At 39.4% G+C, this 22,884-nt stretch carries 18 protein-coding genes; 9 read left to right on the top strand and 9 right to left on the bottom strand.

Annotation, left to right across the window (positions count from 1 at the left end):
- The first annotated feature begins 47 nt into the window (after nt 1-47).
- The 3 genes from BM015_RS01555 (at nt 48) to BM015_RS01540 (ending at nt 3,001) form a co-directional block, all read left to right on the top strand.
- Nucleotides 48-689, top strand: coding sequence for a gluconate 2-dehydrogenase subunit 3 family protein (locus tag BM015_RS01555; protein WP_090653812.1), 642 nt, complete (start codon nt 48-50; stop codon nt 687-689).
- Nucleotides 690-1,257: 568 nt separating this feature from the next.
- Nucleotides 1,258-2,241: an aldo/keto reductase gene (locus BM015_RS01545; RefSeq protein ID WP_090655136.1), complete on the top strand. Its 984-nt coding sequence runs from the start codon at nt 1,258-1,260 to the stop codon at nt 2,239-2,241.
- A 163-nt stretch (nt 2,242-2,404) separates the two neighbouring features.
- Nucleotides 2,405-3,001 carry a flavodoxin family protein gene (locus BM015_RS01540; RefSeq protein ID WP_090653808.1) on the top strand — a complete coding sequence of 199 codons (597 nt, stop codon included), beginning with the start codon at nt 2,405-2,407 and terminating at the stop codon, nt 2,999-3,001.
- 63 nt (nt 3,002-3,064) lie between these two features.
- Here the strand turns inward: BM015_RS01540 and BM015_RS01535 are convergent, their stop codons facing one another.
- A complete protein-coding gene (locus tag BM015_RS01535) occupies nt 3,065-4,408 on the bottom strand; it encodes a DUF58 domain-containing protein (protein ID WP_090653806.1) in 1,344 nt (447 codons plus the stop codon).
- Nucleotides 4,408-5,385, bottom strand: coding sequence for an AAA family ATPase (locus tag BM015_RS01530; RefSeq protein ID WP_090653804.1), 978 nt, complete (start codon nt 5,383-5,385; stop codon nt 4,408-4,410). The genes BM015_RS01535 and BM015_RS01530 overlap by 1 nt, the downstream gene beginning before the upstream one ends.
- A 197-nt stretch (nt 5,386-5,582) precedes the next feature.
- Here BM015_RS01530 and BM015_RS01525 point away from each other — a divergent pair, with 197 nt between their 5' ends.
- A complete protein-coding gene (locus BM015_RS01525; protein WP_090653802.1) occupies nt 5,583-6,941 on the top strand; it encodes an amidohydrolase family protein in 1,359 nt (452 codons plus the stop codon).
- Nucleotides 6,942-7,068: 127 nt separating this feature from the next.
- The gene (locus tag BM015_RS01520) at nt 7,069-8,052 is read left to right on the top strand and encodes a 2-hydroxyacid dehydrogenase (protein WP_090653800.1); all 984 of its coding nucleotides are present in this window, start codon (nt 7,069-7,071) and stop codon (nt 8,050-8,052) included.
- A 56-nt stretch (nt 8,053-8,108) separates the two neighbouring features.
- Here the strand turns inward: BM015_RS01520 and BM015_RS01515 are convergent, their stop codons facing one another.
- Genes BM015_RS01515 through BM015_RS01505 form a run of 3 tightly spaced genes read right to left on the bottom strand, consistent with a single transcriptional unit; the run spans nt 8,109 to nt 10,898 of the window.
- Nucleotides 8,109-9,983, bottom strand: a complete 1,875-nt coding sequence (locus tag BM015_RS01515) for a M1 family metallopeptidase (protein ID WP_090653797.1) — start codon at nt 9,981-9,983, stop codon at nt 8,109-8,111.
- A 28-nt stretch (nt 9,984-10,011) separates the two neighbouring features.
- Entirely contained in the window at nt 10,012-10,584 is a 573-nt protein-coding gene (locus BM015_RS01510) for a nucleotidyl transferase AbiEii/AbiGii toxin family protein (protein WP_177191778.1), read from the bottom strand.
- 8 nt (nt 10,585-10,592) lie between these two features.
- The gene (locus BM015_RS01505; RefSeq protein ID WP_090653793.1) at nt 10,593-10,898 is read right to left on the bottom strand and encodes a DUF6922 domain-containing protein; all 306 of its coding nucleotides are present in this window, start codon (nt 10,896-10,898) and stop codon (nt 10,593-10,595) included.
- 149 nt (nt 10,899-11,047) lie between these two features.
- Here BM015_RS01505 and BM015_RS01500 point away from each other — a divergent pair, with 149 nt between their 5' ends.
- Together BM015_RS01500 and BM015_RS01495 are read left to right on the top strand one after the other, a co-directional pair.
- Complete coding sequence (locus BM015_RS01500) at nt 11,048-11,821, top strand: ABC transporter ATP-binding protein (RefSeq protein ID WP_090653791.1); 774 nt, start codon at nt 11,048-11,050, stop codon at nt 11,819-11,821.
- Between the two features lie 9 nt (nt 11,822-11,830).
- Nucleotides 11,831-13,555 (top strand): hypothetical protein, encoded by a 1,725-nt coding sequence (locus BM015_RS01495; protein WP_090653789.1) that lies wholly within the window; start codon nt 11,831-11,833, stop codon nt 13,553-13,555.
- Between the two features lie 34 nt (nt 13,556-13,589).
- On the opposite strand, the gene BM015_RS01490 is transcribed toward BM015_RS01495, so the two are convergent.
- Nucleotides 13,590-14,024 (bottom strand): winged helix-turn-helix transcriptional regulator, encoded by a 435-nt coding sequence (locus BM015_RS01490; protein ID WP_090653787.1) that lies wholly within the window; start codon nt 14,022-14,024, stop codon nt 13,590-13,592.
- Nucleotides 14,025-14,191: 167 nt separating this feature from the next.
- Between BM015_RS01490 and BM015_RS01485 the strand changes: the two genes are divergently transcribed.
- The gene (locus BM015_RS01485) at nt 14,192-15,301 is read left to right on the top strand and encodes an alkene reductase (RefSeq protein ID WP_090655133.1); all 1,110 of its coding nucleotides are present in this window, start codon (nt 14,192-14,194) and stop codon (nt 15,299-15,301) included.
- A 152-nt stretch (nt 15,302-15,453) separates the two neighbouring features.
- On the opposite strand, the gene BM015_RS01480 is transcribed toward BM015_RS01485, so the two are convergent.
- The 3 genes from BM015_RS01480 to BM015_RS01470 all read right to left on the bottom strand — a co-directional run bounded on the left by BM015_RS01480 (nt 15,454) and on the right by BM015_RS01470 (nt 21,455).
- Nucleotides 15,454-16,632, bottom strand: coding sequence for a cystathionine gamma-synthase family protein (locus tag BM015_RS01480; RefSeq protein ID WP_090653785.1), 1,179 nt, complete (start codon nt 16,630-16,632; stop codon nt 15,454-15,456).
- Nucleotides 16,633-16,794: 162 nt separating this feature from the next.
- Nucleotides 16,795-18,312, bottom strand: coding sequence for a RagB/SusD family nutrient uptake outer membrane protein (locus BM015_RS01475; RefSeq protein WP_090655129.1), 1,518 nt, complete (start codon nt 18,310-18,312; stop codon nt 16,795-16,797).
- A 56-nt stretch (nt 18,313-18,368) separates the two neighbouring features.
- On the bottom strand, nt 18,369-21,455 hold the full coding sequence (locus BM015_RS01470) for a SusC/RagA family TonB-linked outer membrane protein (RefSeq protein WP_090653783.1): 3,087 nt from the start codon (nt 21,453-21,455) through the stop codon (nt 18,369-18,371).
- A 590-nt stretch (nt 21,456-22,045) separates the two neighbouring features.
- Here BM015_RS01470 and BM015_RS01465 point away from each other — a divergent pair.
- On the top strand, nt 22,046-22,882 hold the full coding sequence (locus BM015_RS01465) for a DUF2911 domain-containing protein (protein WP_090653781.1): 837 nt from the start codon (nt 22,046-22,048) through the stop codon (nt 22,880-22,882).
- Nucleotides 22,883-22,884: the final 2 nt, after the last annotated feature.

Below are 22,884 nucleotides of genomic sequence, written 5' to 3'. Positions count from 1 at the left end.
ATTTTCAAATTTTCAAATTCATAAATTTTCAAATCAAATTAAATATTATGGATAGAAGAGAAGCCTTACAACGTGTGGCGCTTATTATGGGCGGCGCAGTTATCGGCGCTGAAGCCTTTCTTTCCGGTTGTAAAACCACGCCGGCAAAAGAAGGGTTGTTTTCAGTGAGCGATGTTGCTTTGCTTGATGAAGTAGGCGACACCATTTTGCCAACGACCTCTTCGCCCGGCGCCAAAGCTGCGCAAATAGGCGAGTTCATGAAAACAATGGTCACTGATTGTTATACAGAAGACGACCAGAAGATTTTTACCGATGGCATAACCAAATTACAGGATGCTGCAAAGAAGAAGTACAGCAAGTCTTTTATGGATCTTACGCCGGAACAAAGAACAGAATTTTTGATAGAGCTGGACAAGGAAGCGAAAGAAAAATCAAAAGAGATTGGTGCACGTGCTGCTAAATTAACCGATGAGCAGCGGCACCAGATTACGCTGGATAAAAACTTCGGCTCGTATAAGCGCGATCCGCAGGATGATCCTCATTATTTCACCATGATAAAGCAGTTGACGCTTACTGGTTATTTCACTTCAAAACCAGGCGCAACACAAGCGCTGCGTTATATTGCCGTTCCCGGTAAATATGAAGGCTGTATACCATATAAAAAAGGCGATAAAGCCTGGGCAACATAGTAATTGATTTGGATTGTGCATTGAATATTGAGTGGTAGTTATTTAATGCTCAATATTCAATGCACAATAATCAATGTTCAATTAAAATTGTTCAATAACCGGCTCTCATTTGGTGTTATTCCAACCCTATGCTTAAATAATCTTATTAGTGCATAACCTTTTGGCTGGTAAGTTTCTCCATTGCTATTCATGCCTGCCATTTGCACGGTGCAGGAAAAAGCCAACATTCCTTCCTGGTAATCATAAGTTTTCCGTAAACTAAATCTCTGCATTAATGCCTTTCAGGAACACCGCATAAAAACTAAAAATACATATTTCACAGTTCGCTTTTGAAAGGTTAACAACGCTTATTAACGGATACAATGTTTTGTTGTTATTAATGCATTGTAATCATTGACTGTTTCAACCTTTTGATTTCATCTATAACAATATATTTACCTTAATTCAAAACTGCTGCTTTAGTTAAACGGGTTATGCTAATCAGCAATATTGGTAGATAAAACCGGAATCTATATACAATCATGGCAAAAAAACACTGCGACCTTTGCAGGATAAAACAATGTTTATTATGAAAACAAGAATATTAGGAAAAAGCGGGCTTGAAGTTTCTGCACTTGGGCTTGGTTGTATGGGCTTAACTTTTGGTTACGGTCCTGCAACTAATGAAGCTGATGCTATTAAACTTATTCAAAGGGCAATTGAATTAGGTGTTACATTTTTTGATACTGCCGAAGCATATACACAAGGCGGTAATGAAAAATTGTTAGGTAAAGCATTGAAGCCTTACAGAAACAAGGTTGTAATTGCTACCAAATTTGGGTTTAAAAATGGTAATCCCAAAGAAGGTGTTGACAGTACGCCGCAGCGTATAAGAACGGTGGCAGAAAACTCATTAAAATATTTACAGACAGATGTGATTGATTTATTTTATCAGCATCGTGTTGACCCGGATGTTCCAATGGAAGATGTGGCAGGTACTGTAAAAGATTTAATTAAAGAAGGTAAGGTAAAACATTTTGGTATGAGCGAAGCAGGCGTTCAGTCTATTCGCAAAGCTCATGCTGTACAACCTCTTGCTGCATTGCAAAGTGAATACTCGCTTTGGTGGAAAGAACCGGAAAATGAAATCATACCAACGTTGGAAGAATTAGGTATTGGCTTTGTTCCTTTCAGTCCTTTAGGCAAAGGGTTTTTAACTGGCGCTATCAATGAAAACACGCAGTTTGATAAAACAGATTTCCGCAATACAGTTCCCCGTTTTTCAGAAGAGAACCGAAAAGCAAATGCATCATTGGTTGATGTATTGAACAAGCTTGCCAAAGAAAGAAAAGCAACAGCTGCACAAATAGCATTGGCGTGGCTGCTTGCGCAAAAGCCCTGGATTGTTCCTATTCCCGGCACAACCAAAGTGCATCGTTTGGAAGAAAATATAGCAGCAGCTGATATACAACTTAACGATAATGACCTTAAGGAAATTAATGAAGCAGTAGGAAAGATTGAAGTGCAGGGCGATCGCTATTCTGCACAGGCGCAGAAAATGGTTAACCGCTGATTAATATTAATTGTTTTAAAAATGGCATTCACCTAATCCTGTCAGGAAAAGATGAGTTTAAAAAAGCCATTTTCTTTTTATCACATCATTTATAAATAAACAAAACATGAAAGCAAAAATCATCGGGCTGTTTTTAGTAATAATAAGTGTGCAATCATCTTAAATGAAAAATGTATCTCTTTTTTTATTGATAATTATATTAAGTAGTAACGCAGGTTGCTCAAATGCACAATCTATGCCAGCAAACAAAATATTGATTGTGTATTTATCACGAACCAATAACACAAAAGCGATAGCAGAAATCATTCAAAGAAATGTTGGAGGCACATTAGTAGCGCTTGAATTAGAAAAGCCATATCCTGGAAATTATAAAGCGACAGTGCAGCAGGTTGTTGATGAAAATACAAGCGGTTATTTGCCACCCTTAAAAACAAAGATTGACAGCATAGAAAATTATGATGTTGTATTCATTGGCTTTCCAACATGGGATATGCAGATGCCACCACCTGTGAAAAGCTTTTTGCAACAATATAATTTAAGCGGTAAGAAAGTTATCCCTTTCAATACCAATGCGGGATATGGAGTTGGAAGCGGTTTTCAAACAGTTAAAAAATTATGCCCCAATAGTAAAGTGTTAGAGGGTTTTGAAATAAAAGGTGGAATAGAAAGAGATGGGATTTTATTTGTTATGAAAGATGAAAAGGCAAAAGAAGCAGAAACGGAAGTAAAGGAATGGCTGCATAGAATAAAAGTCATGTAATAAATGAAGCAATTGAATGGGGCTTGCTTTATCATGAAGGAGTGTTTCTGCACTTGTAAACGCTCACACTACCTGCCTTTCCTTCAGCTCTAAATATTTATTGATTGTATTTGCTGTAAGTTTTTGCGGAGCTGTAAGCAAGCTCATGATGCCATGCTTTTGCAGCTCTTTTACTATATGCCTTTTTTCAAAAGCAAATTTGTTAGCGATGGTTTGATAATAAATATCTTTAACTGTTTTGGCTTTGGTTTGCTGCAACGTGGTTAGTTCGGTGTTTTCAAAAAATATAACCAATAACGGGTGATGCGTTGAAAGCTGTTTTAAATACAGTAACTGCCTTTCCATGCTGTAAAGACTTTCAAAGTTGGTGAAAAGAATCAGCAGGCTCCGCTGTTTTAAATGATAGCGGGTGTGTACATATAAAGCTTCAAAATCGCTGTCTGAAAAATCTGTTTCCTGCCTGTATAATGTTTGCAGGATAAGGCTTATCTGCGAAGGCTTTTTATCGGGCTGGATAAACTGGCCTATTTTTTTATCAAAGGTTAGCAAGCCGCTTTTGTCCTGTTTCATTAAAACGATATTGCTTAATACAAGCGTTGCATTAATAGCATAATCAAGCAGCGTCATGCCTTCAAAAGGCATTTTCATACTGCGGCCTTTATCAATCAAACAAACAACCTGCTGGCTACGCTCATCCATATAATTATTTACCATCAGGCCGCTTTTACGGGCAGTAGCTTTCCAGTTTATGCGGCGGTAATCATCGCCCTGCACATATTCTTTTATCTGTTCAAACTCAAGGCTGCTGCCTATTTTGCGTAAACGCCTCGAACCGCCTTGCTGCAATTGGCTTGTAACAGCCATCAACTGGTATTTTTTCATTTGCATGAATGAAGGATAAACAGCAACCTTTTGTTCTTCACCACCTGTTGTATGACGGATAACCATATTCAGCGGCCCGCGTAAAAAAATATTAATAATACCGAAAAAATATTCGCCGCGTTCCGTTGGTTTTAAGTAATAATCAAACAAAATGTTTTCACGCTCTTTCAACGTAAAATTTCTTTTCCAGTTTCTTTGCTGAAACTGCACGGGTAGTTCATCAATAATTTCAACATGCACTTTATAGGCGCGTTGATTAGCCAGTTTAACCGTTACTTTATTATCATCACCATTGCTGAAACGTTCCGGGCAAAAACGTTGCGCCGTTACAGGTTTGTTGCCTGCAAATACAATAATAAAATCAAGCACTACTGTTAAACATAAACACAGCAAAGCAATGGCTGCAACCTGTTGCAGCGGCTCGAAAAAAAATGCAAGAATAAAGAGCGCAATTATAACAGACCCGGCTGTATAAAACAGCTTTGTGAAATAAAAACGCAGCCGGTAAAATATACGTTTCAGCATTATCTTGGCACTTCAATGGAATGAATAATTTTTTCTATCACTTCATCTTCATTGGTTCCTTCCATTTCTTTTTCAGGCGTAAGAATTATGCGATGGCGCAATACTGGTTTGGCAGTATAAATAATGTCATCAGGAATAACAAAATCCCTTCCCGATAAAGCTGCATAAGCTTTTGCAGCATTTAAAATAGCAATCGTTGCACGTGGTGAAGCGCCGAGATAAACAGCTTTATCGTTTCTCGTGGCTACAGAAATTTTTGCAATGAAATGAATGAGGTTTTCTTCAACAACAATATGTTTTATTAACTGCCTTAACCGGATAACCTGCTCATCGCTTATAACCGGTTCCACAATGTTCAGCACGTTATCTTCTGTAAATTGATGAAAGCGTTGAAGGATATTTATTTCTTCAGCTTCGTTGGGATAAGGCACAATTATCTTGAATAAAAACCTGTCTAACTGCGCTTCAGGCAGGCGGTATGTGCCTTCCTGTTCAACAGGATTTTGTGTTGCAATAACCAGGAAAGGGTTATTCATTACATGCGTAATGCCATCCATAGTTACCTGTTGTTCCTGCATTACTTCAAACAAGGCTGCCTGCGTTTTTGCAGGTGCACGGTTTATTTCATCAATCAAAATAATATTGCTGAAAACGGGCCCGCGTTTAAATTCAAACTGGCCTGTGCCGGGATTGAAAATATTGGTGCCAAGCACATCACTTGGCATAAGGTCGGGCGTAAATTGTATACGGCTAAAACCTGTTTTTAAACATTTGGCAACAAGCTTTGCCGTTAATGTTTTGGCAACGCCGGGCACGCCTTCAATTAATACATGGCCATTGGCAAGCAATGCCACCATAATTAAACGCACCATATCATTCTGCCCCACGATAACTTTTTTTATTTCGGATTGAAGTTTGAAAATTGCTTTATTCAGTTCTTCAAGATTTATTCTTTGCTCAAAAATTTCTTCACTCATTTAAAGGTTGTTTTGTTTGTCAATGATAATAATAAATTCAACATGGGCCGGGCATTGCATTAATAATTATACTGTAAATGTAAATCCGTGTGCAAAGAGTGAAGGTTAGCCGTTGGTTTTAGTTAATTTTAAACGCTCTTATACAAAACAAGCCGGCCTGCAACAGAGGCCTGGCCTTGACGCTAAAATAATATTCTATGAGTAAGTTATTCAGTATTATTCAGTTTTTTATTGCAGCAGTTGTAATTGCAGGTTGTGGCAACACCACATCAACAAAAAATCTAACGGCAACCGTCTTATATGATGCAACTATTATTGACGGAAATGGCGGTGCGCCTTTGCAGCATGCATCTGTACGTATAGAAGGCGACAGCATTACAGATGTTGATGAACATATTGATACCGCAAATGCTGCCGTTATTCACCTGGAAGGCAAAATCATTATGCCTGCACTTATCAGCGCCCATGTTCATATTGGCACATTAAAAGGTACCAGTGCAAAACCGGAAAATTATACAAGGGATAATATACTTGCCCAATTAAAGAAATACCAGGATTACGGTATAGAAAATATTTTGGTGATGGGCACCGACAGGCCAATGCTGTTTGAAAGTGGCCTGCGTGATTCTTCTGTGAATGGATTGTTGCCAGGCACCCGGTTATATTCAGCCGGTTATGGATTTAATGTGCCACAGGCCGGCGGGCCAATTACATCTGTAATGGATCAGTTATTCAGGCCTGCTTCGCCGCAACAGGTGCCTGCCGAATTAGATAGCGTTGCAGCCGTAAAGCCTACGGTTTTAAAAATGTGGGTGGATGATTTTGGCGGCTCTACTCCAAAGATGGACCCTGCTGTTTATAAAGCTATTATTGATGAAGCGCATAAGCGTAACCTGCGTGTGGCAGCGCATTTATATTATCTTTCTGATGCAAGAAAGCTTGTTGCAGACGGGCTGGATATTATTGCGCACAGCATTCGCGACAGCGTGATTGATGATGCCTTGCTGAACGAAATGAAAGCAAAGCATGTGGCTTATATCCCAACTTTATCATTAGATGAATTTGCTTTTATTTATGCTCAAAAGCCTGCATGGATAAATGATGAATTTTTTAAAGCTTCACTTGAACCGGGCGTTTACGAAATGATAACATCATCCGAATACCAGGAAGGGCTTAAAAATTCGCCTTCGTTTCAAAGAAATATGAAAGGGTTTGAAACAGCTTTAAAAAACCTGAAGAAAATATACGATGCGGGCATTCTTGTTGCGCTTGGTACAGATAGCGGTGCAACGCCTGTGCGGGCACAGGGTTTTTCAGAACATAATGAGTTGGCATTAATGGTGCAGGCTGGCTTAACGCCTATGCAGGCTATAATCACTGCAACAAAGAATGCAGCAGCATTATTACAGATTGATGATCGCTTTGGCACTATTGAAAAAGGAAAGATAGCTGACCTGGTTATTCTTAATGCCAATCCGCTTGACGATATAAAGAATACACGAAAGATTAATGCTGTATATAAGGCAGGCGTTAAGGTAAGTGATGGCGTGAAATAATAATCAATGGTTCAATTGTAAACGTCGGTAAAATGAATATTGAGCATTGATTATTGAATATTTAAAATAAAGCCTTAAGTAAATGACATTGATATATAATAATCAATTTTGAATTTAATTTTCTAACATGAATATACTTATAACAAGGAAATATCCTGAAGCTGGTTTGCAGCTTTTAAAAGATACCGGTTATACTATCACGGAATACACAGAAAGAAGAAATCTTACACAGGAAGAACTTATTGAAGCTTGTCAAACGCAGGACGCTCTGATTAGCGTTGGCGGAAATAAGCTGGACGAAACTTTTTTTAATGCCTGCGGGCATTTGAAGTTAGTGGCATTAATGTCTGTAGGCTATAATAATGTTGACATGAAGGCTGCTACCAGGGCAGGAATTCCCGTAAGCAATACGCCTGATGTATTAAGCGATGCAACGTCTGATGTGGCTTTTTTGCTGATGCTGGCAGTATCGCGGAAAGCCATTTATATGCATCAAACCATCATTGATGGCAAGTGGGATTTTTATGATCCTAATGAAAACCTCGGTATTGAATTATATAATAAAACGCTTGGCATTTTTGGGCTTGGCAAAATAGGTTTTGAACTGGCAAAGAAATGTAAGGCAACATATAACATGCAGGTTATTTATCACAACCGCAACCATAATGATAAAGCAGAACAGGAATTGGAAGCGAAGTATGTTTCGTTCGATGAATTGCTGCAGCAAAGCGATGTATTATCTGTTCATGCCAATTTATCTTCAGCAACAAAAGATATATTTAATAAAGAGGCTTTCAACAGGATGAAGCCAACATCCATCTTCATCAATACAGCCCGTGGACAGGAACATAATGAACAGGATTTAATACAGGCATTGCAGCAAAAAATTATCTGGGGCGCAGGCCTGGATGTAACGAACCCCGAGCCGATGGCAAAAGATAATCCTTTGCTTTTTATGCCAAACGTTTGTGTGCTGCCACATATTGGTTCTGCCACAACAGAAACACGCAATGCAATGGCTGCAATGGCTGCGCAGAATGTAATTGCAGGTTTGCAGGGTAAACAGCTTCCTAACATTGTAAATAAAGATGTGTATGAGACAAGCCGTTAAATGACCTGCCTCATACACATTCATGACTAATGCACCTTTACAATGTTTATATCAATCTATAATTTATATTCATTGTCGCCAGGTGTTGCATCCATAAAAATGCCACCATCCAATTTTACAGAACTTACTGCAGTTTTATTGTCTATTGTAACCGTAATATTTTTTTCATTCTTGCTCCAAACAGCCGGTGTAAAATGTTGTGTGATTTGTTTGCCGTCTTTGGTTGTAGCAATAATATCAAAAGGGATGGCGAAGCCGCCAACATTCTGAATGGTTATAACTGTTTTATTATTTTTTGGTTGGGCATTTTCAACCTTCAGGTCAATATAATTGTTGCTGAAAAACCAGTTGTTCCAAAACCAGTTTAAATTCTGGCCGGACCCTGTATTCATTGAATAAAAATAGTCCCATGGAATTGGGTGCTTGCCGTTCCAGTTATCCATGTAATGATGCAGCGCTTTCTTAAACAGGTCATCACCCAATAAATCTTTAACAGCGAGATAAGATAAAGATGCTTTGCCATAAGAGTTATTACCATACCCGGCACCGCTAACCTGTGTTGACATGCTGATGATCGGCTGGTCTTCTTCTGTTGATGGATCGTTGATATACCTTCTTATCCTGAAGGCTTTATAAACCATATCTGCAGCAGCTTTGCCATTCTCTTCAATGCCAATAAGATATTCAAACGTGGTTGCCCAGCCTTCGTCCATAAAAGCGTAACGCGTTTCATTAATGCCCATGTAAAAAGGAAAATATGTATGCGCTATTTCATGATCTGCCACCAATTGTGCAAAGTGCAAATTATTTGTGGTGCCGTCATTTATCATCATTGGATATTCCATATCTGCATAGCCCTGGAAGGATGTCATCTTTGAAAATGGATAAGGAACACCAGGCCATTGGGTTGAAAAGAAACTTAAAGCATGCTGTGCAAATTTGGTATAAGAATGAAAATCTTTTGCCGTATCGTTATAAGCGGATTGCACACTTGCACGGCGGTTATTTTTTGCATCAACCATTACACTTGCCGCATCCCAAACATAATTTTTACTTGCTGCAAAACATACGTCTGTAATATGATCGGCTTTAAACTTCCATGTATTCCAATCGTTTTGCAGGGTTATTTTCCCCTCCCGCATTTCATCAAAGCTTGCAATTTGTATAACACTGTCTGAAGTATAAGATGCTTTCAAACGCTGTGCTATGGCGGGTTGCAGCACTTCACTAGGATTTAAAAGATCACCGGTTGCCCATACAACAAAATTTTTTGGCGCTGTTACATTTAGAGTATAATCATTAAAATCATTATAAAATTCCTGCCTGTCGGTGTGTGGTATCATGTCCCATCCATTATAATCATCATATACCGAAACACGCGGATAGCTGTAAGCGCAATAAAAAGTAGTTGAATCAATCTGGCCTTCCCTGCCGCTTTGTTTGGATAAAGGATAGCTCCATTCAATCTCCAGGGTTGCATTACTATGTGGCCGCATTGAAGATTTTAAACGGACTGCGTTAATAGTGCTCCAGTTATCACTGTTAATGTCATATACGGTTCCGTTAATTTTAAATGAAGAAATATGCAAACCTGAATCAAGAAAATCATTACTGTGAAAGCCTGAACGTGGCGCCTGGGGTTTGTGAATATTATTTACAAAACGAATGGCCAGCGATTTTAAAGTATCGGGGCTGTTGTTTGAATACACAATTTTTTCTGTTCCTGATATAGACCTTGTATCCGCATGCACGGTAATGCTAATGTCATACACACCTTTATTTTGCCAGTAGTTAGAGCCGGGTGCGCCGGTTAATGAACGTATGCCTTCTGTATAAGCATTTTTAATGTTGCGCGGCATATAAAGGTCTTGCGCATTGATAAAAGAATTGGATAGGGCAATCAGGATACAAAGCAGGCAAATGCGTCTCATGAATTTTTATTTTATTGTGAATAATTGTTTATGATAAATACTCTCTTACACTTTTTTGGATAGCCTTTTTTACAGAATCCCATGTTTGATTTTTGAGGCTTACAGGCTCTTCGCTATCTTCTGCATCATCAAAATAGGTGATGGCCTGGGGAATAGTTATTAAAAGATTTTGCGAAGCATATTTTTTATTATAAAAGGAAATTAATTCAGCTAATTTGTAATGCTGTAAAAGTTCTAATAAATCCCAGAAATAATTTTTCTTCCCTCTTCCTAAAATTGCATTTATTTTCATAGCAGCAATATCAGGTGTACTGTATATGCGTATGTTTTCAATAGTATCAGGCTGATAAATAGTTGGATGTTTATAGTGTATTATGTCAACTTTTATATCTTCTATAAAACAAAAAAGCCCCCATTTTAAATTCTTACTTTCTATAAGGAAATTGCTGGTGAATTCTGTTTGTAATGCTTTTGTAATATTTTCAATATCAAAATCTTTGTTTGAAAAAAAATCAAGATCAACAGAAATCCTATGGCCGAATTTTAATGCCAATGCTGTCCCTCCCACAAGGGAAAAATTATTAAATTCTTTTAATTTCATTACCCGTTTTAGTACGGATAAAGCGCCGGGTTTAATTGCCTTAGTTTGTAGCATCTAAAATCATTAACGGGTATATTTATTATGGCAGAGGCAAGGTGCAATCTCCTTTCAGGAAGATATTTTGCAGTAGTCAATATTTCTTTTATCAGCTTATCTCCATAATATCTTCTGCATTGACGTATGTCATCTACATCGCCGCGTTCAAACACGCGTTCAATTACAAACCTTGCCCGTTTGTCATAATCCAGGGCATCAAAATTCACATCCCAGAAAATACGCCGGTTAAAAACAGGTTTTGAACTTGCTGTATTCATTTTGTAAAGTTACGGTTTGAATTTTTCAAGCGGTTTTATTTGCGAAAATCGATGTCAACTATTTGCATTTCTTTAAAAAGAATAAATGATTCCGCTTACTTTTATCCGCAAATTTTTTGCAACCTTTTACCGAATCAAAATATTAATAAATGGAACCCGTAATAAGTATAAAAAACCTTCGTAAAAGTTATGGCAGCAGGCAGGTATTGAAGGGAATTGATCTTGATGTATATGCAGGGCAGGTGTTGGGTTATATTGGCCCTAACGGAGCAGGTAAAAGCACTACCGTAAAAATTTTATGCGGGCTTTTGGATGATTATGAAGGTGAAGTGCAGGTGAAAGGCCTGGACTTAAAAAGTGATGCGCTTGCTGTAAAAGCCATGATAGGTTATGTGCCGGAGCTGGCTGAATTGTATGACGTGCTTACGCCTATGGAATTTTTAAAGCTGATGGGAAGCTTATATAATCTTGATGAGATCGTTTGTGTGAACCGGATTGAAAGAATGATGACAGCATTCGGATTGCAGCAGCAATTGAACCAGCGCATGGATACGTTCAGCAAGGGCATGAAACAGAAAGTGCTTATTGCAAGCGGGCTGCTGCATAATCCTGATATCATTATTTTAGATGAACCTTTAAGCGGCCTCGATGCCAACAGCGTTATCATTATAAAAGATCTTATTAATAAACTTGCAAAAGAAGGTAAAACCATTTTCTATTGCAGCCACATGATGGATATTGTTGAAAAGGTGAGCGACCGCATTATTCTTATTAACGAAGGCGTTATTGTGGCTGATGGCAGCTTTGAACAACTTAAACAGCAGGAAGGCAATAATAGCCTTGAACAAATATTTGCGCAGCTTACCGGCAACACTTCCGGTGTGCAGGTAGCGGAAGATCTCTTGCGTGCATTTGATAAATAATTTACTTGTATGAATTTTTTTAACCGCGCTTTATTGAGGTTTGTACTGCTTCCTCAAAAATTGTACAGCAGTAATGGCATTAATGCGGCGCAACTGCAAAGTATATTAACTGCCAAGTTAACTATGGACGACCGCAGGCCTGCATCGTTCATGCAAAACAGGCGCAGGCAAAAAGCGAAGAAAGAAGTAAGCAATGCTACTTTATCCACTATGTTCATCAGCGCTGTAACGGGTTGCGTATTTCTTTTCTGCTTTGCATTAAATGCTGTTGCTATTGCCCAGCTTACTTTTTATTTCAGCTATTTTATTTTTATGCTTGCTTCTACATTAATCGCAGATTTTACTTCCGTATTGATTGATGTGCGTGATAATTATATCATCCTGCCAAAACCTGTAAACGACAGAACCTTATTACTGGCAAGATTGCTGCATATTTTTATTCATCTCTGCAAGATAGTAGTACCTATGTTATTACCGGGGTTAATATACATCGGCATAAACTACAGCATTGCAGGCTCTCTTTTTCTTTTATTAGCCGGGCTGCTTACTGTTATCTTTTGTATATTTTTAGTGAATGCGGTTTATATATTTATATTAAAGATCACAAAGCCTGAAAAGTTTAAAAACATTATCAGTTATATCCAAATTGCTTTTGCCATTGTTTTATATGCAAGTTTTCAGTTGCTGCCCAGGTTAGTCGGAGAGGTCGAGAATTTTGATTTTCATTTTACTAACAGCAACTGGCTTATAATTCTACCTCCATATTGGTTTGCCGCTGCATGGAATGTATTATACACTTTGCATGGTATGGCGCTTGAATATAGCGCCGCAGCCTGTGCGCTTTTATTGCCTTTTATATGTTTATGGCTGGTTATAAAATTCCTGGCGCCATCATTCAACCGTAAATTATCACTTATTTCAAATACAGGCGAAGGCACCGCACAGCTAACGCAGCAAGCGTTTAAAGTAAGGAAAACGAAAAACACAAGTTTTATTGATGTTATTGCAAAAATGATTACAAGGCCGGGCGGAGAACGCATGGGTTTTATTTTTACATGGAATATGATGAGCCGCAGCCGCGATTTTAAAATGAAAGTATATCCAGGCATTGGTTACCTGCTCGTGTATGTATTCATTATTTTTTTCAGCAGTAAAAAGTTAAGCCTTGCAGATGTTCAGCAGCATACTACAACCGGAAACGTTATTATTATAACAGCATTATATTTTTCCAGCCTTTTATTATCTATGGCAATAGCGCAGCTCACTTATTCAGAAAAATATAAAGCTGCATGGATATATTTTATTACACCCCTGCATGTGCCCGGCAATGTTATAAATGGTTCTGTAAAAGCGGCAACCGTAAAGTTCTTTTTACCTGCCATTGCTGTATTAAGTATTGCAGGCATTGCGTTTACCGGTGTTTCATTTTTGCCTAACCTGTTGCTTGCAATGGTAAACCAATTGATTATTTGTTATGCGCTTGTATATATGGGCCGTAAAGATTTGCCTTTTTCAAAGAATCAAAGTATTGATGTGAAAACGGGCAATTTTATGCGTAATATTTTCAGGATGATCATTCCGTTTTCAATAGCCGTCCTGCATTATTTTATAATCAGCAGTTTGCCGTTAATTATACTTGCTTTAATTGTGGGCGCTGCCGCACTCTGGCTGCTGATGGGTTCGGTAAATAAATTTTCCTGGGGCGTTATCAACACAAGTTATACTGAGGATTAACGAAATTTAGCGGTAAAAGAATATTGCCTGTTTTTTACTTTATAAGATGTGCTGCTTTCAATTTTTTCTTATAAGCGGCCAATACTTCTTTACGGTTTTTATCGTTCAGTTTAAGAGCATTTGTGCACCCTTCTGCCAGCGGGCTATGTTTCTCCATCCATTGCCTTAATTCAATTACAACGGGTAAAAGATCAATGCCTTTTTCAGTAAGATAATACAAACAGCGGCGGCCATTTTCAGGGTCAGCCGTTTTCCGCACCAGGCCATTGGCTTCAAGCGATTGCAATCTTGCGGCAAGTATGTTGGTGGCAATCTTTTCGTCAGATGACTGCAATTCTCCGTAAGAACGTTTGTCTGTAAACATAAGGTCGCGTAAAATAAGCAGCGACCATTTATCTCCAATCGCATCTAATGCCATGCTGATAGCGCATGCTGAACGGCGGCATAATTCCTCATCATTTTTTTTCATAAAAAAATACTTGCATTTTGAAAGTAATTATCTATGTTTGCACTTGCAAAATGCAAGTAAAGGTACGGTTTTCTTTTTTTTCGAAAGTTAATTACCCTTTAAACACTATAAGATTCTGTGTTGCTTTTGTCAAAATTTATTTATTAAAGCTACAAAACAAAATTATTATGAGCCAGTCATACCCGATATTATTCAGTGAGTATAAGCTTGGCAGCCTCACACTTAAAAACAGGATTGTTATGGCGCCAATGACGCGCAGCCGTGCCATTGGTAACTTACCCAATGACCTGATGGCGAACTATTACAGTAAACGTGCAGAAGCAGGCCTGCTTATTACAGAAGGCGTTGCGCCATCGCCTGATGGTCTTGGTTACGCCCGTATTCCAGGCCTGTTTAATGATGGGCAGGTAAAAGCGTGGAAGAAAATTACCGATGCCGTTCATGCAAATGGCGGGCGCATATTCGTGCAATTAATGCATACAGGAAGAATATCCCATCCTTTAAACCTGCCGGATGAAGGCGTAGTTAGAGGCGTCTCTGCCATTGCTGCTGCAACAACACAGATGTACACCGACCAGGAAGGATTGCAATCTTTGCCGGTGCCGGAAGAAATTGCTACAGCACAAATCCCGGCGTTAATTGATGAATTTGTACAAAGCGCGAAATATGCAATTGAAGCAGGTTTTGATGGTGTTGAACTGCATGGTGCCAATGGTTATTTGCTCGACCAGTTTTTAAATTCAGCTTCCAATCACCGCACAGATAAATATGGCGGTTCTCCTGAAAACCGCAACCGTTTTGTACTGGAAGTGGTTACAGCCGTTGCTAACGCTATTGGGAAAGATAAAACCGGCATTCGTTTATCGCCTTATGGTGCTTTCAACGATATGCATGCCGATGAAAACACCGAACAACAATATATTCAGCTTGCAGCAGCGTTGAACGAAATTGGTATTGTATATATACATATTGTAGATCATGCTACAATGGGTGCACCTGCCGTACCATTATCCGTTAAAGATGGCATCCGCCATGCATTTGGAAGCACGGTTATTTTATCAGGAGGTTATGATGCGCCGCGTGCTGAAGCTGAACTTGAAGAAGGCCGTGGTGAACTGGTTGCTTTTGGCAGGCCGTTTATTTCAAATCCTGATTTGGTAAAACGCATTGCATTGCATGCAGAACTTGCACAACCTGACTTTGGTACATTTTATACGCCAGGCGAGAAAGGCTATACAGATTATCCCATATTGGATAAACAGTTACAGGCGAATTAAGATTGATGGAAAGGATTTAAGTTATAAGTTAGTAAGTGCTGAAATGCCTCAACATTTGTTGAGGCATTTTTATTGATTCAAGTTGCATGATCTTTCGGCGATTGAGTTAATTATAAATAATAGATAGCATTCCATTCAAACCATCTTATGTATTAAACAGTTTTTAATGCTTCATCCAGATCGTTCAACAGGTCATCCACATTTTCAATACCAACAGAATAACGGATCAATCCTTCAGGTATGCCTAATTGTTTACGCTGCGCTTCTGTTAATTCAACATGGCTTGTTGTGCGTGGCGGGCCTGCGAGTGTGCTTACAGAACCAAGGCTGGCAGCGCGATGCACCAGTTTAAGCGCTGGTAAAAATTTTTGCACGCTGCTCCATCCGCCATTTAATACAAAGCTCATCATGCCACCAAAACCGCGCATTTGTTTTTTAGCAATATCATGGCCTGTATGCGTTTCAAGGCCGGGATAAAATACATCATTTACTTTATTATGGGCTTTAAGAAATGCTGCAATTTTTAAAGCAGATGCATTTTGTCTTTCAATTCTTAACTCCAGCGTTTTCATGCCGCGGGCAATCATATAAGCAGTATCAGCCTGCAGGCTTGCACCATTTATTTCCCTGAACTGAAATACTTTTTGTACCAGTTCTTTTTTGCCCGCTATCAATCCGCCCATTGCATCGGAATGTCCGCATAAATATTTCGTTGCACTGTGAATAACAATATCAGCGCCCAGTTGCAAAGGGTTTTGATTGATGGGCGTTGCAAATGTGTTATCAACCAAAACAATCGCTCCCACTGCTTTTGCAGCTTTGCTTAGCCTTTCTATATCTATAATTTTTAAAGTTGGATTGGTGGGCGTTTCAAGATATACAACATCGCAGCCTTTGGCAATAGCGGCTTCCAATGCTTCATGATCTGTTGTATCGCATAACTCAACATCCACATTATATTTTGGTAAAAAATCGAGAAACATTTTGCTGGTGCCGCCATAAGAATCTTTTATTGAAACCACTTTTTTGCCTGCCGTTAAAAAAGTAAATAAAGTATTGCTGATGCCTGCCATACCTGTTGCAAATGATGTTGCCGCTTCAGCATCTTCCAGTACACGAATCTTTTCTTCCAGTGCAGCAACTGTTGGGTTGGTATTGCGGCTATAAATATAACCGGGCTTATTGCCTTTTGAAACGTCGTACCATTCTTCAAGATCATCGTATGCAAAAGCCACGCTGTTCACAATGGGCGTAGTAGCAGCACCTTTTACATTTACATCGCCTTCGCCTGCCCAAACAGCTTTCGTTCCTTTTTTATAATTGTTATTCATGCACGATCTATTTTAAGATGCGCAAAAGATAAATAATTATTGATACCTGTATAAAATAAAAACCGCCTCAAATGAATGAGGCGGTTGAAAAAGAAACCCCCAAATCAAAAAACGGTGTTTACTATTGTTATCGTACACAACGAAGTGTATGATATTTAAAATTTAAAAACCAGGATTGTTTGGCAGCAGGTTGGGGTTAACATCAATTTCCTGCTGTGGCACCGGGAACAATAATTGCTTTTCTGCAAAGGTGGCGCCACCTGTGGTTTTATGGCCTACAAAATCATCCCAATTGCCGGTTACATCATTATGCACTTTACGGGTGCGTATCATATCAAACCACATTTTGTTTTCAAAACATAATTCGAAGTAGCGCTGCAGCCATACTTCATGTTCAAAATCTGTCTGGCTCATAGTGCCTATCGGCGCCAGTTTTGCCCTTGCCCTTATGGCGTTTACATAAGCAATGGCATTACTGTTAGGATGGCCTTCGGCGCGGTTGGATGCTTCCGCATACATCAGCATAACATCGGCCAAACGGTATAAGGTATAGTTTAAATCAGACTTTACAGTACTTACCACTGCAACGGAATCGAACCACTTGTAAATGTAGTGATGTGCAAAATGAACGGTATCAGTTGCGGGTGCTTTTCTCTTATACTTGGTGTAAAAGAATTGCCTTTCCTGCGCTCTTTTATCGCCTGCGGGGAATGAATTATAAAACTGGTCTGTTGGATAAACAGAGCCATATTCATCGGAGTAATTTGAGATGCCTGAATAATTGGGAATAGTAAGCGGTGTTAACGGATTGGTGGAAGGCACGCTTGCCGCATACTGCACCTGGAAGATAAATTCGCCGGTATTTTTATTTGCCGGATCTATCATATCTGTGTACTCAGGAAATAAAGAATAGCCGCCGTTTTGAATTACTTCAAGTGAACGTTTTGCAGATTCTGCATAATACTGTTCTCCGCCATTTATAGCCGCACCTGCATACGTTAAATACACATCAGCCAAAATTGATTTTACTGCACCCATAGAAACGCGGCCTGTGCTGCTTTGCCATGGAAGCGTTGATTGTTCCGCAGTTAAAAGATCAGGAATAATGATATTATCATAAATATCCTTTGCAGGCGTTCTTGGTATCTTTAAACTATCAGGGCCTGTGGCTAATTCTGTGATACTTGGCACTGCCCCGTACATCCTTACAAGATAGAAATAATACAAAGCACGCAATGTATGTACTTCCGCAAGCATATTGGTTTTGTCTGCATCGCTTAAACCACTTGCATTAATATCAGGTATTTTTTGCAAGGCAAGATTACTTGCGCCAATGCCTCTGTATAAATATTGCCACCATGTATCAAAGTAGAACGAAGTGGGTGCGTATGACAGGTTTTGAAATGTTACAAAGCCTGTTTGCCCAAGATCGCTTAACGACTTACCGGTCATAAATTCCATCAGGTTCCATGTGTTACCGCCATAAGAAGAAGGCTGGCCGCCAAGCATGGCAGGCTGCAGGTTTTGATAAGCGCCATCCGCAAATGCGCGGGCAACTTTTACACTGGAGAGATTAGATTCCGGCGTTAAGAAATTGGTCGGATCTTCTTCCAGGAATTTTGTACAGGAGCAGGCAAACAATATTGCTATTGCCACCAGCGTATATTTTGTCGATTTCATTTTAAAATATTTAATCATTAAGATTGATAATTTTTATTGTACAGCTTAAGCATTCATTAAAATACCAGTGATACGCCGAGGTTCCATGTGCGTGGGCGCGGATAAGCAAAGAAGTCTAAGTTCTGAGAGAAAGAACCATTTGCCCCATACCCGGAATTGAATGTATCAACTTCAGGATCGTAACCGGTATATTTTGTAATAATGAACAGGTTCTGCACGCTGGCATAAAAACGAAGTTTCTGAATTTTTGCCTTGGCTGTTTGAGATGTTGGCACCGTATAACCGAGCACAAAATTTTGGCCGCGTATAAACGAACCATCTTCAACCCACCATGTATCGAAATGGGAATCCTGTGCATATTTATAATTGCGCACCTGTGATACCATTGTGTTTTGATTGTCCGGAGTCCATGCATCCAATACAGTGGCGAGGCTGTTGGCAATGGTTTGCCTGTCTTCACTTGAATGCTTGAAGTTGGCTGCAGTATTTACGCCCTGCACAAAACGGATGTCAAAAGCAAAGTCCCAGTTTTTGTAGCTCATGCTGCTGCTGAATGTGCCGGTCCATTTAGGATAAGCCTGGCCTATAATGCTGTAATAGTTACTGCCATCTTCATTATATATATATTTTCTGTCGCCAACTTTTAAGCCATGTTTGGCAGCTTCATCAGCTTCTTTATCGCTGTATGTTCCAAGCCTTGTCATGCCATAAAATGAACCGATTGGTTCGCCAACACGGATAACAAAGTTTTGGCCGAGGAAATTAGGGCCGGGGAAAATATCTGCATTCCCATCATTTAATTTAAGCACCTTGTTTCTGTTGGTAGCAAAAATGAAATTGGTAGTCCAGGTAAAGTTTTTGCCTCTGATATTCTCTGTGGTAAGGTTTACTTCAAGACCTGTATTTCTTACAGATCCTACATTCCTGTATACGTACGCGTTAACAAAACCGGCAGACCATGGAGTGGGTTGTTGCAGCAACAGGTCTTTTGTATCGCGTGTATAGAAATCAAGATCAAGGTTAATGCGGTTTGAAAAAAGCCCTAATTCAAGGCCTGCATCAAACTGTACTGACTTTTCCCATTTCAAATCAGGGTTGCCGATATAGCTTGGTAATAAAGTTGACTGCGATGCGCCGTTCAACACCGTAGAGCTTGGCTGAATCTGTGCAATGGAAAGATACTGGCCAATTTCCTGGTTACCTGATACGCCATAGCTTGCACGCAGTTTTAAGTTAGAGATAGAAGTATTGTTCTTCATAAAATCTTCTTCGCTTAAACGCCATGCTGCACCAACAGATGGAAAGAATGCATACTTGTTATTCTTGCCAAATTTTGAAGAGCCGTCATAACGGCCTGTTGCTGTAAAGAAATATTTGCCGCTTATATCATACGTGGCGCGGGCAAAGTAAGAATTCATCGACCATTGATAATCCTGCGATTCGTTGGAACTTCTTACAGAGCCTGCCTGCTGGTAATGGTACTGGAAAATATCATCAATGAAATTTTGTGTTTCTGAACGCACCCTTTCATTATTGAATTGCTGGAATGACATACCAAGCAGTGCTGTCAACTTGTGATTATTATTGAAAGTTTTATTATAGGTAAGATAGTTTTCAGACTGCCAGTAAGTGGTATTATAAGCATTGATATTAGCTACGCCACCCTGGTCTTGTGAAAGGTGCGCCAGGTCTTGTGATGAATAGAAATTGTTTTTCTGTGAGTTTACATTATAGCCATAGTCTGTTTTAAAATCAAGGTCTTTTGTAATATGGAACAGCAGGTAAACATCGCCCAGCATTTGCATATTATTGTTAAGCGAGTACCTGTTGGTAGCAATGTTCACCGGGTTGGGGCCGCCTTCAAGACCTGCTATGTCATTGTTGCCAGCCCATGTGCCATCGGGATATTTTACCGGAACAATCGGTACTTCTTCCGTAACCATTCTCGGCACATTTAAAGCGCCGTTAGCATCAGAAACCATGCGCTGCCTGCTTTTAATTATATTGATATTGCCGCCTACTTTCAGCCAGTTGTTTATATCGTTATCAAGCGTAAATCTTGCAGAATAGCGTTTAAACCAGGACTCTACCATGAGGCCATTCTGATCAAGATAACCTAATGATAAACTGTATATAGATTTTTCTCCGCCGCCCTGGAAATTAAGCTGGTGGCTTTGAGAGAATGCCGGTTTATAAGTTTCTTTTTCCCAATTGGTATTATACAATGGTTTATCGTTGGCATCAAACAATAAAGGAAAGTTTTCATGGTTCAATGCTTTTGGCGGTGTTTGCACTGCGCCATCGGGATCCCATTTTGAACCATTGGCATAAGCCAGGTTATATACCTGCACAAACTCATCGGAATTAAGCGTTTTTAGATGCCTGTATAAATCAACCATATTTACATTACCATCATAGGAAACAGTAGTGCCGCCTTTTCTTCCGCGTTTGGTAGTGATGATAATAACACCGTTAGCGCCGCGTGCCCCGAAAATAGCAGTGGAAGATGCATCTTTCAATACTTCAAGCGAAGCAACATCGTTTGGATTTATTGAATTTGGATCAACGCCAATTACACCATCCACAACATATAGCGGATCTATGTTAGAGTTGATAGAGCCAATACCACGCACACGCACTTTGGCGCCGGCGCCGGGTGCATTGCTGTTAACACTTACATCCACGCCGGCAACTTTACCCTGCAATGCTTGCGTAACATTAGGCACAGGCCTGTCCATTAACCGGTCGCCTTTAACTGTGGCCACCGCACCGGTAAGGTCTGATTTTTTTACCGTGCCATAACCAATTACTACCACTTCATTTAATGTGGAATTTTCGTTATCCGGCAGTAGCGTTACCGTTATGCTTGATTGATCGCCTACAGTAACTTCCTGCGCTTTCATTCCTACATAATTAAACACAAGCACGGCGTTTGACGAGGGCACAGTGATAGAAAAGTTGCCCGACGCATCTGTTGTGGTGCCGCCGGATTGATTTTTAACTTTTACAGTAACATTCGGCAGCCCGTTTTGTGCACTGTCGGTAACATGGCCTGTTACGGTTTTTGTTTGGCCCGTAGCCATGTAAAAACAGAAAAGCAGGCAGGTAATAAGGCCTGCTCTGATCTGAGGGATTTTTTTCATGAACAAGGTTTTTGAAATGAATAAAAATTAATAGCAAAAAAATTTGAATAACATGGTAAGCGAAAGCTTTCAATAGCGGCCTGGCGCTGCTATTATTCAACAATAAATAATAACAACTATACATTGGGTGAGTATCCCGATGCTGGTTGCTTGCAGGAATGGCCAACATAACTACATATAAGAAGTAGTTATCAGCATAAATAAAAAGCCCTATTTAACAGCTTTGGCTATTGTTTGAGTACAGCAGCGCAAAAGATGAAGGGAAAGCATAAACGAAATTGGTTGGAGCTAAACTTTTTCATGTGTCAGAATTTTAAATGTGAGCAATTTTTGTCAGAATAAGTGATGTTGTTAGCAATCGAATTAGTTAGATAACAACTAATTGCACGCAAATTTAGGACGTAAGCCGAGATTATGAAACGCCAACTTATAAACCGTTTTCAATTATTAATGCACATAATAAAAATGCATGCAGCGTTTTTGAATATCAGGTAATCCCTTGAAACCTCTTAACGCTTTCCTATATATTTCCAATGCAGTAAATAGCGTTAATAAAAAGCCTTTATCTTGCAGCAAACAATTGTAATCGTATGAAAAAAATCCTGCTACCATTAATGCTTTTAGCATGTAACTTTTTATTTGCACAAGTGCCATTGCCGCAATTAAGTCCCACGGCAACTGTTACCCAGAATTTTGGCGTTGGCAAAATAACGCTGGTATATTCAAGGCCATCTATTAAAGAAAGAACACTGTTTGCCGAAAACAGCGACCTCGCACCGCTCGGAAAATTATGGCGTACCGGTGCTAATGCCGCCACACAGTTAAGCTTTACAGATAAGGTAACTTTTGGTGGAAAAAATGTTGACACAGGCTCGTATGCGCTTTATACAATTCCTGGTGCAAATGAATGGGAAATTATATTAAACAAGGGCTACAATAATTCGGGCACGGATGGCTACAAAGAAAGCGATGATGTGGCACGCTTTAAAGTGCCAGCCGAAAACAGTACCGATCTTAATGTTGAAACATTCACAATAGAATTTCTGAACATTAAAGCCGAAAGCTGCGATCTTGCTTTGATTTGGGGTAATACAATAGTAGTTATACCCATTACAACAAATTTTAAAGACAAGGCAAGGGCTGGTATTGAAGCTGCTTTAAAAACCGATAAAAAACCTTATTGGCAGGCAGCGAGTTTTTATTATGAGTATGATAAAGATTATGCAAAAGCGTTGGAGAATGTGAACCACGCCATCGAAACTAATAAAGATGCATTCTTTATGTATATGCTGAAAGCGCGTATTCAAAAAGAACTTGGTGATAAAACCGGCGCCAAAGCCAGCGCAGAGAAAACAATAGAGCTGGCCACCACTGCAAAGAATGATGATTATATAAAACAGGCAAATGAACTGCTGAAGGGCCTGTAACT

The organism is Parafilimonas terrae, from assembly GCF_900115755.1.
In the GTDB taxonomy this organism is placed as follows: Bacteria; Bacteroidota; Bacteroidia; order Chitinophagales; family Chitinophagaceae; genus Parafilimonas; species Parafilimonas terrae.
This window is presented reverse-complemented; position numbering and strand designations above follow the sequence as displayed.